We start from the raw sequence: 14,107 nt of genomic DNA, 5'->3' as shown, positions 1-14,107 counted from the left end.
GGTGGCGCGGGCGGTCCCGCCCGCCGGCCCGGGGTGCCGGCCCGGAGTACCGCCGCCCCCGCCCCCGGCGGCGTACGGGCGTGCCGCCGGGGGAGGGGATGGCCCTCCGGAGGGGCGGCCGGACCCCGGGGTCAGGACTGGACGCCGTACAGGGCGAGGGGACGGCAGCGGACGGTGTCGCCCGCCGCCGCGACCTTCGCCTGGATCTCGAAGACGACCGTCGCGCTGAAGCCGGCCGCCAGCGGCTCCCGGAACTCCAGGTCCGCACCGGGACCGCCGGCGGGACCCACCTGGACCCCGTCGACGAGGAGGCGGACCTCCGAGCCGGCCGGGCCCTGGACGGCGATCCGGGCGTACAGCCTCGGGTGCTGGGAGATGGCCGGACCGCTGTAGAGCGTGGTCCAGGCCGTGTTCCCGGTGGACTCCCAGCGGGCCGTGTCGACCGGCCGGGGCAGCGGATACGGGATGTACGGGCGGGCGAGGCCGCGCTGGGCGGCGTCGTCGGCGACGACGACGTTCCCGCGCCGGTCGAAGATCTGCACCGGCTGGGTCTCCAACCGGTCCGGGGCGGTGGTCCGCACGGTCAGCGCCATCGACCCGTCGTCCCGGCGGACCATCAGGCCCTGCTGCGGGGTGTCCGGCCCGCGGTCCGGCTGGACCCGGCCCATGTGGATCAGGTCCTCGCCGTCGGCGCCGCGCACGCGCAACCGGCCGCCGCCGCCGATGACGACCTCGCCGCCGTTGATCTGGTTCAGGGCGGGCGTGGTGTTCGCGCTGCCCATCAGCTCCCGGACCTGCCGTTCCAGGGCGCGGATGCGGTCCAGCAGGTCCGTGGGGACGATCGCCACGGGTCAGACCCCTTCCAGGTAGAGGGTGGCCGTCTCCGGCCGGGTGCGCTGCGGCGGGTTCACGGCGAGGCCGACGATCCGGTAGTGGGTGTCGAGCCCCTCCTGGTGCCACAGGTCGTGGATCCGCAGCCGGATCCGGGCCCCCAGCAGCGCGGGCGTGATCCGGTCGCCGAGGACGACGGTCAGCTCGGGGATGAGCTCCGGGCGGCGCTGCCTGGCCAGTTCGGCCCCGGCCAGGGAGCGGAGGGTGGCCACGTCCGTGACCCCGCTGTGGTCGGACGTGCGCTCCAGCCGCGGCCACCCGCCGGCCAGGTCGGCCGGTTCGCTCGCCGCGGCGGTGAGCGGCAGCGAGTCCCGGGCCTGGTCGGTGTTGACCGACTCGCCGCGGGCCACCCAGACGTTCGCCTGCACGGTGGCGTCCGTCGGCAGGCTGTACGACAGGACGGAGCCCGGGTGGTCCAGGACGACGTCGGCCCGGCTCGACTCGATCCTCGGGTGCCCGAGCTGGAGCCGCTTGACGCGGCGGCCCTGGCCGTCGCGGTAGCAGTGGACGCGCCACTCGAAGCCGTCCGCGAGCCGGGCCACCTTGTCGAGCAGTTCCCGGACCCGGGCCAGCGCCGTGTAGCCGGACGTGAAGTCGCGGCGCACGCCGGATGTCTCGGCGCCCAGGCTGATCCCGATGTCGCCGCCGTCCTGCTCCTGGGCGTGCGCCACCAGGGCGCGGGCGATGTCGAACTGGTCGGCCTGGAGGAGCACCACGTCGGCCGAGAGGATGCGGTGGTCCAGGTACGAGTCGAAGGTGCCCGCCTGGAACTGCACGGTCATCCGGCCCTGTTCGTCGGTGGCCGGGGTGCAGGTCCACAGCACCCCGCCCCACCAGACGTCCCCGTCCCGCTCCAGCCAGACCGCCGTGCGGCCGGGCCGGAGGGCCTCCCTGGCGCGGGCGGCCAGGGCGGGGCCGGGCAGCGGGACGGTCGCCGACAGGGAGCCGGGCTTGCCGATGTAGTCGTCGAACCTCGCCTCCGTGAGCGGCAGGACGTCGAGGACCCGGTCGGTGCGCAGGTCGCAGAAGACCGCCCGGTAGACGGGCGTGGTGACGGCTCGGCCCATGGGGCGGCTCACAGCGCCGGGTCGACGCGGAGGAACCGGTTGTCGATCCACGCCTTGTTGCTGGTGGCCGAGGACCGGTACGCGCCGACGGCCGTGTAGACCGTGTGCGGCCTGAGACCGGCGAGCCGGAAGGTGTGCACCACGGAGTTGGCGTCCTTGCCGGTCGCCTGCGCCGCCCGCTGGTCGTCCGCCGGGAGCACGACGGCGCCGTCCAGCCGGACGACCGCGCTCATCTGCGACCAGGCGCCGTCCACCGGGTTGTCGCCGAGGTAGCCGACGGTGATGAACACCATGCCCGAGACCGGCGTGGTGAACTGGGCGGAGATGGACGGGCTGTCGGTTTCGGTGATGGTTTCCACCCAGGTGGTGGAGGTGCAGTAGCCGCCGTCGTTGTTGAAGGCCCAGCCGGTGACCGGGACGACCGGCCGCCACACGGCGCCGTCCCAGCGCTGGAGCCTGCCGCCCTCGTCGCGGTACTGCCCCGGGTACTCGCCGGCCGCCAGCGCGCCCTGCGGGGCGACGCCGCCGATGTGCCGCGGGTAGGACACCCAGCGGGTGCCGTCCCAGCGCTGGAGCTGACCGGTGTTGTCGCGGTACTGGCCCGCGTAGCCGCCCTTGCTGTCGCGGTTCCACGACTCGGCGAGGATGCCGCCGGCCGCGACCGTGGTGTGGCGCAGGTCCTGGACGGCCTTGGACCAGTCCAGGCCGCCGGTGCCGGCGGACGCGCCGGCCGGGACGTGGACGCGGGCCAGGGCGAGGGCGCCCTCCGGCACGGGCAGCGGCTCCGGGGTGGGGGCGGGCGCGCCCTTGAGGACCTCCAGGACGGCCTCGGTGCGCCCGGAGGCCGGGTCGAACTGGGCGTCGTACACCCGCAGTACGACGAGGTCGACACGCGGGTTGTTCGCGTCGCCGTCGTCGAAGGTGATCTGCGTGTAGTCGGTCAGGACGACCGGGTAGGCGCCGGCCGCGGGCGAGCCCTGGACGACGGCCCGGCCGGGGGCGACGTTCGCGGTCATCCCGGCGGTGTCGCCGTAGACGTACAGGGAGTCCATGAGGTAGCGGCCGTCCTGGGACCCCGGGACGACACCGGAGGCGGTGGTCAGCGCGCCGCTGGGGGCCATGGTGCCGATGGGGGCGAGCCGGGTGTCGGAGCGGGTCTGGCCGGAGTCGGTCGTGGTGCGGTTGATCAGCCATGCGCTGCGTACGGGCATGATGTCCTCCTGGAGGGGATGGTGCGGGGATCGGGGGCGTGGGGGTCACCGGGCGGTGGGCCGGGGCCGCGGGGCCGGTCACCAGTGGGCGTCGCGCCAGCGGACCGTGACCGAGGCCCGCGGGTCGGGTGCCGCGTCGTCGGAGCGGAAGGCGAGCGACGTGCTGCCCGGCTCCAGCCGGAACAGCTGCTCGGGCACCGACGTGGGGGTCGCCGTGTAGAGCCGGGACGCCGTGCCGTTGAGGCGGACCGTCCCCGCCTCGGTGTCGACGGTGAGGACCTCGCCGGCGGCGAGTGCGATGTCGTACTGGAGCCGGCGGCCGTCGCCGAGCCGGCTCAGGGTCGGACGGCGCACCGGGCCGCGGAACTCGATCACCGGGTGTGCGGCCGTGTCGCCCTCGTTGACGGCGGTGAAGCTGCCGTCCCCCGCGTCACCGCCCCACTTCAGCGGCCACTCCACTCCGCTGCCGGCCTCGTCCTCCCACACCAGGCCGGGTTCGGGCACCGGCAGCACGGCCCGGCCCTCGTGCACGGTGGTGCCGAAGCGGCGGGGGTCGGTCGCCGTCCATTGCAGGCCGGCCTTGGCCAGGCCCTGCCGCACGTACGCGCGGTCCTGGGGGATCACCCGGCGGCTGACCCGGGCGCGGACCGCGAGGGTCTCGCCGTGCAGGCGCACCGCGAGCCAGCGCTCCCCGCCCTCGGGGCCGGTGGCCGCGCGGAACGCGGCGCTGGTGCCGGCGGCCCGCGCCGCGGCGGGCGGGACCAGCCAGACGGTGGCGGTCACCAGGCGCGGCTGCGCCCAGACCGCGCCCGGCCAGGCGCCGTGCTGGTCGGGCCGGGCGACGTCGCCCGTGTCGAGGGTGGGCAGGTCGTCCCAGCCGGTGATGCCGGAACGGTCGATCTGGTACGGCGTCCCGGGGCCCATCAGCAGTCCGGCCCACTGGATCTGCCCGTCGCGGGTGATCAGTGAGCCGGGTGCGGTCTCGTCCGGGTGTGCGGTCGTGGTCTCGGCCATGACGGGCCGTCACCTCACTTTCGTCAGGCCGCGCCCTCGGGTCGCGGTCCGGTGCGGGAGCGGGGGTCCCCGGCGGTGTGCCCCAGCGGGGTTCCTCGGGCGGTGCGTCGCGGTCGTGCCGGGCTCAGGCCGCGGTCCGGTGCAGGAACAGCAGGTCCTCGGCGATCGCGAGGGCGCTGCGGCCCTCCGGTTCGCGGTAGGTGTGCAGTCGGCCGCGGTGCGGGGAGCGGGGGGCGTCGACGCGGTGCCCGGCCTCGGCCGGCCGCAGCCGGTCGAGCGAGGACAGGGGGCGTACGGCCGAGGCACCGTCGTACGAGGGGGCGACGACGCCGCCCTCCGCGAGCTGCGGGATCTTGTCGAGGTCGACGCCGAACTTCTTGCCGAGGAACTCGCCGCCGAGGCTGTTGAGCCCGTCGATCACCCAGTTGGCGAAGGCGATGAGCCCCTTGATGGGGCCGGTGACGACACCGGCGAGCGCCTGGAGGCCGGTGGAGACGAAGTCGCCGATGCCGCCGAGCGTGCCGGAGGTGGCGTCCCTCACCCGGGTGAACATGTCGGGGATCCTCCGGGTGATCCAGTCCAGGACGGGCCGGACGGCGGCCTTGAAGGCGTTCCAGGGCCGGCGGACCAGGTCGCTCAGCGCCCCGGTGGCCCGGGACACCGCGGCCCCGGCCCTGCCGAAGTCCCCGGAGACGGCGGCGCCGACGATCCCGGCGACGGTCGTCACGACGGCCCCCACGGCCTTGAAGTACGCGCCGACGACGGTGCCGTAGGAGGTGACGACCGGGCCGAGGAACGTGGCGATCCCCCGGAAGACCTTCAGCACGTGGTCGAAGACCTGCTTCACGATCTTCTGGCCGGTCTCGGTGTTCAGGGCGTAGGCGGTGATCGCCGTGACGACGGGGACGACCAGCCCGGCCAGGAAGCCGAGCGGGTTGGCGCGCATGGCGACGTTGACGGCGGTCATGGCGCCGGCGGCGAGGGTCAGGCCGGTGCCCAGGACGCTCATGATCCTGGAGAGCGGCCCGGTGGCCTTGCCCAGGAGCCCGGCCGCACCGCCGAACGAGCCGGCGCCGGAGGCGAGGGACTTCAGCGGCGCCGCGGCGCTCCCGGTCCTGCCCGTACCGCCCCGGATCTGCGTTCCGGCGGTGGCGGCGGTACGGCCGGCCTTGGCGAGGGCCCGGCCGGAGGACTCGGCGCGGGCCTTGACCTGCCGGACCTGGACGGCGGCGGAGTCGGCGGAGGAGCGGACGCGGTCGAGGGCGGTGGTGCCCCGTCCGAGGCCGTCGCGCACGCCCGCGATCGTGCGGGTCGCCGCGCGCACCTGGCTCCGGAAGGAGTTCAGCGCTCCGGGGAGGCCCCGGAGGTGGACCATGATCGCGTTCACCTGGGCGGCCTGAGCGGTGCTCATCCGCGCGCCTTGGACAGGAACAGCAGGGCGGAGGCGGTCTCGCGCAGATCACTGGAGGACGCCTCGTAGTAGTTCTCGATGCGGAAGCCGTGCGCCGCACCGGCATCCCGACCGGCCGACCGGGCGCGGGCGGCCCGTGCGGTGTGGCGCAGCAGCCGGTCCAGCTTGGACAGCGGCAGGACGGCCTCGGCCTCACCGGCCTCGGCGACGATCGCGTGGACGCCGCCGCGGCGGGGCTGGACCACGCCGCCCTGGGCGAGCAGGGGGATCCTCGGCAGGCTGACGCCGAACGTCTTGCCGCCGACGAGGGGCACCCAGCTCGGGATCGAGACCTTGATGCCGTTGAGTTTGCCGATCGCACCGTTGATCAGGCCGATGACGGCGTTGATGGGGCCCTTCACCGCGCCCTTGATCTTGTCGAAGGCCCGGCCTGCGATGTCCTTCAGGCCGCCCCAGATGCTGGAGAGCTTGTCCTTGACGGCGGTGAAGGCCCTCGGGACGACGTCCCTGATCCAGTTCACGACCGGCAGGATGATGCTCTTGATGCCGTTCCAGACGCTGGAGACGACGGCCTTCACGCCGTTCATCACCGTGGTGATGACCTTCTTGATGGCGTTGAACGTGGTCGAGACGACCCGGGAGACGGCGTTCACGACGACCGTGACGGCCTTCCTGATGCCGTCCCAGACCGTTCTGATCAGCTTGCCGGCCGCCGTCATGATCGGGCCGACGGCCTTCATGACGGCGGTGATGACCTTCTTGACGGCGTCGAAGGCGACCTGGAGGACCTTCTGCATGGTCTTCGACCGGGTGGCCATGTCGACCACCTTCTCGATGAGCGGCATGAACAGTTCCATGAGCCGGGCGATGAAGTTGCCCCGCATGGACTTGTTGAGGCCGTTCATCCCCTTCGACGCGTTGTCGGCGCCCTTCTTGAACTGGCCGACCTGCGTTCCGCTGGTGACGCCGGTCCTGCCGGCCTTGGCCAGCGACCGGTCCGCCTTGTCGGCCGCCGACTTGAGCCGGTCGAGCTCGCGGGTGGAGCCCTGCGCGGCGGTCCGGATGTTCTTGAGGCCCTGCTCGCCGCGCGTGGCGCCGGAACGCAGCCCGCTCATCGCCCGGTCGGTGGCGGCGGACTTGGCCTGGAAATCCTTGAGTGCGTGGGATGCTCTGCCGAGCGAACGTACGAGAGACATGAGCCACCGGTTTCTGCGTGTCAGCCGCCGTCGGCGGCGCGGGAAGTGTCGTCCAGTCCCCGTCGGAGGGCGTCGAGGTCGTCGGTGGCCCCCCGGACCTCGGGCCGGCCCTGGCTGGCCGCCCGCGTGACGGGGGCGACGGGGTCGGAGGGCGGACGGGGGGTCGTCGGGGGAGTACGGCCGCCCCCCGTGCTGCCAGCCTGGTTCTCCTCGCGCTGGCGGCGCCGTCGGGCCCGCCGGCGCTCGCGGCCACGGGGAGTGGCGCCGTCAGAGCCGTCGGGCCCGTCGGAACCACCGGGCCGAGACCGCGCCGGGTCGTCTGGCGTGGTCCGGCGCGGCTCGGGGTCGTCCGGCGCGGTCCGGCGGGGTTCCGGGTCGTCTGGCGTACCACCGCCGGGAGGTGTCCCGCCACCGCGCGGATCACTGGGCTGCTCGTCCGGGTTCGCGGGATCGGCGGGTGGCGGCGGATCCTCGTTGGTGGTCTCCGTCGGCCGCTTCCTGCGGAGAACGCCTTTGCGGTACTCCAGGTTGTACTTTTCCTTGAGGAACTCGTCGAGACTGAAGACGGCGGGCAAAGTGAGGAGGATCGGGACCCATTCAGCCTTGAATGCCGTGAACTCACTCTTGACCAGGTTGAGTTCTGTGGGAACCCACCACTTCCAGTCGTTTATCAGCTCCTCTTCTTCCTTCTTCTTGGGGGGCTCGGTTTCCTCCTTCTTGGGGGGCTCGGCCGGCTTTGCGGGCTCGGGCGCCTTCTGGGCGTCCAGCGCTGCCTTGATCTTCGCGTCGACCTCGGCAGACGTGGTGACGTCTTTGGTCGCGCCGTCGATGCCGTGCGTGGCCAGAGCCTCAGTCAGCTCGACCTTTGTTATGAAATCCTCGGGCACCTGTGGCCTCCCGTGCTGGCGTCGGTTGTAGACTTCGGATCCTGTCTTGTGCTCTAGCGCTGGGGGGTCGCGTGTATCTGGCTGCAAGTGGTGTTTCGGATCCGGCAACCCTCGTCTGGCTGATGTGCTGTTTCGTGGCCGTGGTGGCCCTGCTGCATGTGCCGCACCAGATACGGGACCACAGGCTGCGAGCGAGGGGCGTGGAGACCGACGCCGTCTGTGACGAGAGAATCCGAAGGGGCGGCTACAGCGTGATAAAGATCAGCTGCACCTACCGGCCGAGCCCCACCCGGAAAGTGAGTGAGGCGTTGGTGTACAGCCCCGTCCCCGCTCCGGCGGTGGGCGGGACCTTCACCGTCGTATTCGACCCGAAGAAGCCGACCTCCGTGGAGTCGGCCCACTACCTGTCTTCCTCCGCGTCGAGGTCCGGCTACCTCTGGCAGGCGGCCGCGGTGGCCCTGGCCGTCGTCGGCTTCGTACTCAGGGCAGTCCTCGGCTGATCCGACTGCGTCGGTTCCGGCGCTTCGGCTGCCGCTCGGGTGCCCGATTGCCCCCGGACGGGAGGCGACTCGCGCACGCGAGTGCGAAGACCGCCGACGTGTCACCGTGACGGCGCGGCCGACGCCCGGTGGCCGTGTGCCGGGTCGTTTCGCGTCCGGGCGCGCTTCATCTGAACAACCGGGCCGGCTCCACCGGGCTCGGTGGCTCCGGCAAGCTCCGCCGGCTTGATGTCCTGCCGTGCTCTGCTCGCTGTGGCAGCTTCGAGCTCTTCCTGCGTGGCGAGGTATTCCGCCGGTTCTTCAATCGTGGATGTGGCCATCGCGTTGCGATCGCCTTGTTCCTGGCGAGAGCCTGTGATTGTGTGGCGCACTCGGCCATGACAACAGGGGTATGGAAAGTGGGCTGGGAACTGCTGCGTTTCGTCCCGTTGTTTCTGGGTCTGGCCGTCTATTTCTGGATCATCCGGCGATGGGTCGTGTTGCGAGTGCGTGGAGTGGACGCCGCCGCCTCTCGTCACCACTGCCGTACTCCTGGTCACGGTCTTCAACTGAAGAACCGGGCCAGTTCCGTCGGGCTCGGCGGCTCGGGGTCCCGGGCCGGTGCGGGCTCGGCCGGTCGTGGCGCTTCCGTCGTCCCGGTAGTCCCGTCGCCCGGCCTCGGGACCGGTACCGGGCGCTCCGGCGGTTCGGCGTCCTCGTCGGAGTGGACGGACGCGAACATCCAGTTCGCCGCGGCCAGGTGGTCGACGACCGCCGCCAGCAGGTAGTCAGTGGTCGACCAGTCGGCCGCCTCGCCGTCCGTCTCGGTCAGCAGGGCGCTGTCGCGCGGCATGTGCTTGATCAGCACCGCGAGCCGGCGCGCCGTGAGCCGGCCGCGGTGCCAGTCCAGCAGGTCCACGCCGTAGTGCCTCAGCAGGTCGGCTTCGAGAGCCTCGGCGTGTTCGGTGACGAACTCGTCGAGGCTCAGTCTTCCCCCAGGCCGAGCCCGGTCTCCTTGCCGTAGGCGTTCAGGATCGCGGCGATGTCCTGCATCGTGACCTCGTGCTTCTCGAAGCGCGCGAACTGCTCCTCGCCGAGCAGCAGCCTCAGCAGGCCGTCCACGTCGTCGTCGGCGAGCCGGCGCAGAGCCTTGGCCGTCGTGCGCGACAGCTCGGTGGGCAGTTCGAAGGTGTCGCCGTCCAGTTCGAAGGACCAGCCGCGACCGAGGGCTTCCAGGCGCTGGGCGCGGGCGGCGTTGACGTTGAACGAGGCCATGTGGGTCTCCGTATCTCTGGGACCGGTCCGTGGTGGAGGGGTGGAGCGTGCGCCGGGCGGGAGCGGAGGGCTCCCGCCCGGCGCGGGGGCGGTGGTCAGGCGGTGGCGGCGGTGGGGGCCGTGCCGTACGCCGGGTCCTTCATGACGAAGGTGGCCAGCGGCTCCCCGTCGCCGGCCGATAGCGCGGTGAAGGTGACACCGAGCGAGGCGGCCGCCTTGCGGGCGAGCTTGATGTCGTCGGTGGCCGTGACCTGGCCGCGCGGGATGACGAAGCGGTAGGTCACGTCCTTGCCGTCGGTGAACTCCAGGCCGAGGGCCCGCTCGTCGAAGGTCGGGCCGTCCGGGACGTCGAAGGTGAAGACGCCCGGGTTGGTGGTGCCGCCGGAGACGATGTCGGTCTTGCTGCCGCCCATGAAGAACGGCAGCGTGTCCTCGTTGAACTGGAGCATGGAGAACTTCAGCGTCAGGTCGCGGTCCGAGTAGACGAACCGGGCCGGGCTGATGGACTGCCACGTCTCGACCGGGTCGAGCTTGTCCTTCTTGGAGAAGGTCACCCCGTCGGTCGTCGTGTATCCGAGGTCCACCCAGGCGCTGCCCCAGTCGGTGGACGGGTTGGCGGAGAAGACGGTCGGGAGGGCGGCGCCCAGAGGGGCGACCAGGACCCGTCCGGTACCGGCGACGCGGATCTCGGAAGCGGAGTTGCCTGCCATGGTGTGCTCCTTGGAGGGAATCGGGTGGTGCGGTGGGGTTGCCGTGGGTACGGCAAAGGCCCCGCCGGGAGTGACGGGGCCTGGTCTGTGGGGTACGGGCGGCGGTACGCCGGCCGGCACGGGTGCGGGGCGCGGTCACCGCGGCCGGCCGGTCCGGGACCGGGGACCGGCGCCCACGCGGCCGGTCCGCACGACCCGCGGGTGCGGGCGGGGAGGCCGGTCCGTACGACCGCCGATGCGGGCGGGGAGGGTCAGTCCGTACGGACGGAGAGCCGGATCACGCAGAGGTAGCGGTTCGCGGCGGTGTAGACGTAGTCGGGCAGCCAGCGGGGTCCGTCGGCCTCGGCGACGTCGGTGACGACCGAGGTGCCGAAGACGGTGCCGGCGCTCCGGAGCAGTACCGCGCGGGCCGCGTTGGCCAGGACGTGCGCGGTCGTCTTGTCAGGGCCGTACGCCTCCAGCTCGATCAGCGGCTGGTCGACGTGGAGGTCGTCGATCCAGGCACCGCCGCGACGGGAGACGATCACGGCCCGCTGCGTGCCGTCGAAGCCGGGCGGCGGCGTCTCGTCGACGACCGCCCCCGCCAGTTCCGGCCGGTCGGAGAGGAGGTCCACGACGATGGCCTCCACATCGGGGAAGGTGCTCGGTGCTGAGCTCATGACGGGGGATCACTCCTTCTCGTACGGGGCTGACGGCGTCCGGGCGGCGGGCCGGGGCGCGCACGGCGCTCCGATGGCGGCCGGGGCGCCTGCCGTCCGGTGCGCGGGGCCCGCGGGCGCGCCGCCCGGACGCGAGAGCGGCGGAGCGGTGCCCTGGAGGGATGCGGGCACAGCTCCGCCGCTGCACTTATAGTGATTGAGATCGTGCGAGAGCGCAACTTGTTCGTGCGTGGCCGCTCAGATGAGGCGCGTTTCAGGTGGTCCGCGGCGCCGCGGTGGGCGTACCCTCTGAAATCAAACGCACATTCGAATAACGCCGGTGAAGGCAGAGGGCAGCCCGTCGCGCGAACGGGGAAGGGCAGGTGCGTGTGGCCAGCAGTGCCGACAGTGCTCGGGGACGGCTGACGGAAGTGGTGGCGGCAGCCGTGGAGGTGGCCGCCGAGGCGGGGGAGTCCGGGACCTACACGGCCGAGACGGCGAGAGCCCTCACCGCGATGGTCGGGAAGATCGGTGCGCGGATCTCCGACGAGGCCGAGACGCACGGGTTCGCCAGCGGCTGGCAGGAGGCCGTCGCCCACTTAGGCAGGGCGCACCCCGAACCCGACGACGCGCAGGCGCTCCCCGCGTGCCGTGACGGGAACGACGCCTGATCCGGGACCGGTACGGCGGACGGGAGAGGCGGTCACCCCATGGGGTGACCGCCTCTCCCGTCCGCTGCCGTCTCGCGCACCGCCGCCGTCAGCGCGCCGAGCCCTTTCGCCGCGCCGCGCGCTCGGCCGCGAACACGTCCTCCAGCCGGTAGAGGAGCGCCCGGCCCCGCCGCCCGGCCGGTACCAGGTGCCCGAGCTGCACCCACTTGCGGATGGTGGCCGGTACGACACCGGCCTCCGCCGCGGCGAGGTCGCTGTCGATCAACGTGCCGGCGGCGATGGTCATGTGCGGTCTCCTTCGGTGGTCGGTCATACGGGGGGCGTACGGGGGCTCCTCGCCGGGAGCGGGCCGGCCGGTGCGCCGGGCAGGACGTGCGGGGGCGGCGCCGTCACCGGGCCCGGGGGCCGGTCCACGCCTCCGCCGACTCGTCCATGGACGAGTCGATCTCGGCCCGGTCCGCCCCGCCGGCGCCCACCAGGGCCTCCCACCCGTCCTCGTGCCAGACGTGCCGGTACGCCGGGTCCGTACGGCAGTCGCACTCCGGGGCGTCGCACCGGCACGCCGGGTTCACGCAGAGCACCGCCCGGCGGGCGGGGAAGGCGCGCAGCGACACCGAGTCGCACCAGGGGCAGCGGCCCCGTACCCGGACCATCGACTCCGAGTCGCCCAGCACGCGTGCGCAACGGCGTGCCATCCGGCGGGACTCGTCCCGCACGTGGGCGGCGAGCGGGGGGTGGTCGGCGATCCGCCCGAGCAGCCCGGCGATCCTGACCAGCCGCTGAGGCACCTGCGCGCGGCGGGGGCGGCCGAGCCCCAGCTTGTCGTGGACGGCTTCGTCCAGTTCGACGACTCCGTCGGTGATGTCGCGTACGGCGTCGGAGACGTGGAGGCGCAGGGGTGCGGCGGAGTACCCGGGCACGGCGAGCCCGTGCCGCTTCTCCACCAGCAGGGCGTCCAGCCGCTCCTCGCGGACGCGCTGTGCGGCCTCGGGCGAGGGGGTCCGCCGCTCGGGGGCGGCGCCGGGGNAGGGGCGGCCGGGAGCCAGCTCGCCCAGCAGTTCGGGGAACTGCTTCAGCAGCGCCTCGATCCAGAGGGCCGCGTCCCGGACGGTGCGCGCGGTGGATGTCGGTTCGGCCATGGAGTGCCTCCCAGAGGTGACGTGGTGCGGTGCGGTGCGATGCGGTGCGGGGTGCCGGGCGGGCGGAGGCCGGCGGCTTCCACCGGGGAGGACCGCCGCCCGGCGAAGCGGTACAGGGGCGCCGCACGGGCCGGGAGGGCGAGAGCCCCGGAAAGGCCCGGAGGTCCGGTGACGGGACGGGCGCCAAATGAGGGGCCTGGCGCGGCGGCGCGGCGTGAGCGCGGGAGGGGGCGGGGCGGCGTCCGCGCCGGTGCGGACGGGCGGGCCTCGGTGCGGACGGGCGGTCCGCGTGGTGCCGGAATCGGGAGGGGCCGCGGAGGTCGACGGGCGGTGCCGGAGCCGAGGCGTCCGGGCGGCCGTACACCCTCGGGGTACGCCCCCGGAGTCCGGTGCCCGAGCGGCTCGGCGTAGGCGCCGTACGTCCGGTGCACCCGGTCGATCGGGCGAGCCGTCCCGCACGCGTGGCGAAGCGGTGTGCGAGGGCGCAACGTCCCTCAGGCGGCGTCGGAGGCACCGCCGTCGCGGTGGCGGAGCGGAACCGGCCGACCGTTGCGCCACAGGCGCCCCCCGCTGACGCCGTCGAACCAGTTCTCCGCAGGTGCCACGGCTTCCAGGCAGCGGCGTACCACCGGGCACCGCTCGCATGCCGTCAGCGCAGGTCGCGCCTCTGCTTCCCGGCGGGCGAACACGGACTGCGGAGGGAGCCCGGAGCAGGCGGCCGCAGCGCGCCAGCCGAAGAACTCGAGGACCTCCGGGAGGGGTGGGGAGGGTGCGGACGGCATGCGGCCTCCTGGTCGCGGTGGGGGTGAGGGCCCGGCGAGAATGTTGCGAGTACGCACGATCGCATGTTGCGGGCTCGCTCGCAACTCGCATCGAGCGGGGGTTCTCCGGAATCGAAACGGTGCGCGCGTGGAGGCACGTAATTCCTTGCGCGCAAGCGCGATAGTCTGAGCGTCGCTTCGGAGGGAGGCGACCCCACACCATGACCGCCGATGACCTGGAACAGTTCGCCGCCTGGATCGAGGAGTTGATCCGCCGCCGCGGCTTCGACATCGACAGCCCCCGCGGCGGCGGGAAGTCCCGCCTCGCGGACGAGGCCGGCGTCCACCGCGCGGCCATCACCCGGCTGCTGCAGCGCCAGAGCATGCCGGACCTGGAGACGACCCGCCGCCTCGCGCGCGTCCTGGACGTGCCGGTGCGCGACATGCTGATCAGATCCGGCCGGCTCACGGAGGACGACCTCCCGCTGCCGCAGGCCGCCGGAGCGCCGTCGCGGACCGCCGGGGAGGGCCGTCGCCTGACGCTGGAGGAGGCCGCCGCCGGGCTGGGCGTACCGCCGGAGCAGCGCGAGATGTTCATGAAGGTGGCCGGCCAGTTCCTGCCGGCCGCCCCGGAGCGCCGGACGCCGCCCGCCGAGGAGTGAACCCGCCGGACGGTCCGCCGCCCGGCCCCAGGGGGGCGCGGCTCGCGCTCCGCCGCGCCCNGCGGCCGGGCGGGACCCCGGCACCGCGGCCGCGC

At 73.2% G+C, this 14,107-nt stretch carries 16 protein-coding genes and 2 pseudogenes; 3 read left to right on the top strand and 15 right to left on the bottom strand.

What is annotated here, in order from left to right; translation table 11 throughout:
* Positions 1-131: 131 nt before the first annotated feature.
* From MW084_RS05235 to MW084_RS05205, 7 genes are all read right to left on the bottom strand, one after another.
* The gene (locus tag MW084_RS05235; RefSeq protein WP_010470529.1) at positions 132-848 is read right to left on the bottom strand and encodes a hypothetical protein; all 717 of its coding nucleotides are present in this window, start codon (positions 846-848) and stop codon (positions 132-134) included.
* 3 nt (positions 849-851) lie between these two features.
* Positions 852-1,958 (bottom strand): hypothetical protein, encoded by a 1,107-nt coding sequence (locus MW084_RS05230; protein ID WP_010470528.1) that lies wholly within the window; start codon positions 1,956-1,958, stop codon positions 852-854.
* A gap of 8 nt (positions 1,959-1,966) precedes the next feature.
* Positions 1,967-3,169 carry a hypothetical protein gene (locus tag MW084_RS05225; RefSeq protein WP_010470527.1) on the bottom strand — a complete coding sequence of 401 codons (1,203 nt, stop codon included), beginning with the start codon at positions 3,167-3,169 and terminating at the stop codon, positions 1,967-1,969.
* 78 nt (positions 3,170-3,247) lie between these two features.
* Positions 3,248-4,183, bottom strand: a complete 936-nt coding sequence (locus MW084_RS05220; protein WP_010470526.1) for a phage distal tail protein — start codon at positions 4,181-4,183, stop codon at positions 3,248-3,250.
* 124 nt (positions 4,184-4,307) lie between these two features.
* Positions 4,308-5,594 carry a phage tail tape measure protein gene (locus MW084_RS05215; RefSeq protein WP_275563493.1) on the bottom strand — a complete coding sequence of 429 codons (1,287 nt, stop codon included), beginning with the start codon at positions 5,592-5,594 and terminating at the stop codon, positions 4,308-4,310.
* Positions 5,591-6,790, bottom strand: coding sequence for a phage tail tape measure protein (locus MW084_RS05210; RefSeq protein ID WP_010474174.1), 1,200 nt, complete (start codon positions 6,788-6,790; stop codon positions 5,591-5,593). The genes MW084_RS05215 and MW084_RS05210 overlap by 4 nt, the downstream gene beginning before the upstream one ends.
* A gap of 20 nt (positions 6,791-6,810) precedes the next feature.
* Positions 6,811-7,677: a hypothetical protein gene (locus MW084_RS05205; protein WP_010474172.1), complete on the bottom strand. Its 867-nt coding sequence runs from the start codon at positions 7,675-7,677 to the stop codon at positions 6,811-6,813.
* Between the two features lie 71 nt (positions 7,678-7,748).
* On the opposite strand from MW084_RS05205, the gene MW084_RS05200 reads away from it, so the two are divergent.
* Positions 7,749-8,177: a hypothetical protein gene (locus MW084_RS05200; protein WP_275563492.1), complete on the top strand. Its 429-nt coding sequence runs from the start codon at positions 7,749-7,751 to the stop codon at positions 8,175-8,177.
* Positions 8,178-8,721: 544 nt separating this feature from the next.
* On the opposite strand, the gene MW084_RS05195 is transcribed toward MW084_RS05200, so the two are convergent.
* From MW084_RS05195 to MW084_RS05180, 4 genes are all read right to left on the bottom strand, one after another.
* Positions 8,722-9,075, bottom strand: coding sequence for a hypothetical protein (locus tag MW084_RS05195; protein ID WP_010474169.1), 354 nt, complete (start codon positions 9,073-9,075; stop codon positions 8,722-8,724).
* 65 nt (positions 9,076-9,140) lie between these two features.
* Positions 9,141-9,431 carry a hypothetical protein gene (locus MW084_RS05190; RefSeq protein ID WP_010474168.1) on the bottom strand — a complete coding sequence of 97 codons (291 nt, stop codon included), beginning with the start codon at positions 9,429-9,431 and terminating at the stop codon, positions 9,141-9,143.
* Between the two features lie 95 nt (positions 9,432-9,526).
* Positions 9,527-10,141, bottom strand: coding sequence for a phage tail tube protein (locus MW084_RS05185; RefSeq protein ID WP_010474167.1), 615 nt, complete (start codon positions 10,139-10,141; stop codon positions 9,527-9,529).
* 251 nt (positions 10,142-10,392) lie between these two features.
* The gene (locus MW084_RS05180) at positions 10,393-10,800 is read right to left on the bottom strand and encodes a hypothetical protein (RefSeq protein ID WP_010474166.1); all 408 of its coding nucleotides are present in this window, start codon (positions 10,798-10,800) and stop codon (positions 10,393-10,395) included.
* 368 nt (positions 10,801-11,168) lie between these two features.
* Here MW084_RS05180 and MW084_RS05175 point away from each other — a divergent pair, with 368 nt between their 5' ends.
* The gene (locus tag MW084_RS05175; RefSeq protein WP_255114666.1) at positions 11,169-11,450 is read left to right on the top strand and encodes a hypothetical protein; all 282 of its coding nucleotides are present in this window, start codon (positions 11,169-11,171) and stop codon (positions 11,448-11,450) included.
* 88 nt (positions 11,451-11,538) lie between these two features.
* Here MW084_RS05175 and MW084_RS05170 read toward each other — a convergent pair whose 3' ends face one another.
* From MW084_RS05170 to MW084_RS05160, 4 genes and pseudogenes are all read right to left on the bottom strand, one after another.
* Entirely contained in the window at positions 11,539-11,736 is a 198-nt protein-coding gene (locus tag MW084_RS05170) for a hypothetical protein (RefSeq protein WP_010474164.1), read from the bottom strand.
* Positions 11,737-11,839: 103 nt separating this feature from the next.
* Positions 11,840-12,476: pseudogene (locus MW084_RS05165) on the bottom strand (hypothetical protein); the annotation flags it as partial.
* A gap of 1 nt (position 12,477) precedes the next feature.
* Positions 12,478-12,778: pseudogene (locus MW084_RS24470) on the bottom strand (hypothetical protein); the annotation flags it as partial.
* A 305-nt stretch (positions 12,779-13,083) separates the two neighbouring features.
* Positions 13,084-13,371, bottom strand: a complete 288-nt coding sequence (locus tag MW084_RS05160; RefSeq protein ID WP_078572038.1) for a WhiB family transcriptional regulator — start codon at positions 13,369-13,371, stop codon at positions 13,084-13,086.
* Between the two features lie 200 nt (positions 13,372-13,571).
* Here MW084_RS05160 and MW084_RS05155 point away from each other — a divergent pair, with 200 nt between their 5' ends.
* On the top strand, positions 13,572-14,012 hold the full coding sequence (locus tag MW084_RS05155; protein ID WP_010474161.1) for a helix-turn-helix domain-containing protein: 441 nt from the start codon (positions 13,572-13,574) through the stop codon (positions 14,010-14,012).
* The last annotated feature ends 95 nt before the right edge of the window (positions 14,013-14,107 follow it).

The sequence above is a fragment of the Streptomyces sudanensis genome, from assembly GCF_023614315.1.
Taxonomy (GTDB): Bacteria; Actinomycetota; Actinomycetes; order Streptomycetales; family Streptomycetaceae; genus Streptomyces; species Streptomyces sudanensis.
Note: the sequence above shows the minus strand (reverse complement) of the source record. Positions and strands in the feature narration are given on the sequence as shown.

What these genes read in the sequence shown, in the direction of transcription:
- MW084_RS05170 (WP_010474164.1), bottom strand. Translation starts at nt 11,736, where the DNA reads ATGACCATCGCCGCCGGCACGTTGATCGACAGCGACCTCGCCGCGGCG.
- MW084_RS05220 (WP_010470526.1), bottom strand. Translation starts at nt 4,183, where the DNA reads ATGGCCGAGACCACGACCGCACACCCGGACGAGACCGCACCCGGCTCA.
- MW084_RS05180 (WP_010474166.1), bottom strand. Translation starts at nt 10,800, where the DNA reads ATGAGCTCAGCACCGAGCACCTTCCCCGATGTGGAGGCCATCGTCGTG.
- MW084_RS05225 (WP_010470527.1), bottom strand. Translation starts at nt 3,169, where the DNA reads ATGCCCGTACGCAGCGCATGGCTGATCAACCGCACCACGACCGACTCC.
- MW084_RS05160 (WP_078572038.1), bottom strand. Translation starts at nt 13,371, where the DNA reads ATGCCGTCCGCACCCTCCCCACCCCTCCCGGAGGTCCTCGAGTTCTTC.
- MW084_RS05210 (WP_010474174.1), bottom strand. Translation starts at nt 6,790, where the DNA reads ATGTCTCTCGTACGTTCGCTCGGCAGAGCATCCCACGCACTCAAGGAT.
- MW084_RS05190 (WP_010474168.1), bottom strand. Translation starts at nt 9,431, where the DNA reads ATGGCCTCGTTCAACGTCAACGCCGCCCGCGCCCAGCGCCTGGAAGCC.
- MW084_RS05185 (WP_010474167.1), bottom strand. Translation starts at nt 10,141, where the DNA reads ATGGCAGGCAACTCCGCTTCCGAGATCCGCGTCGCCGGTACCGGACGG.
- MW084_RS05215 (WP_275563493.1), bottom strand. Translation starts at nt 5,594, where the DNA reads ATGAGCACCGCTCAGGCCGCCCAGGTGAACGCGATCATGGTCCACCTC.
- MW084_RS05230 (WP_010470528.1), bottom strand. Translation starts at nt 1,958, where the DNA reads ATGGGCCGAGCCGTCACCACGCCCGTCTACCGGGCGGTCTTCTGCGAC.
- MW084_RS05155 (WP_010474161.1), top strand. Translation starts at nt 13,572, where the DNA reads ATGACCGCCGATGACCTGGAACAGTTCGCCGCCTGGATCGAGGAGTTG.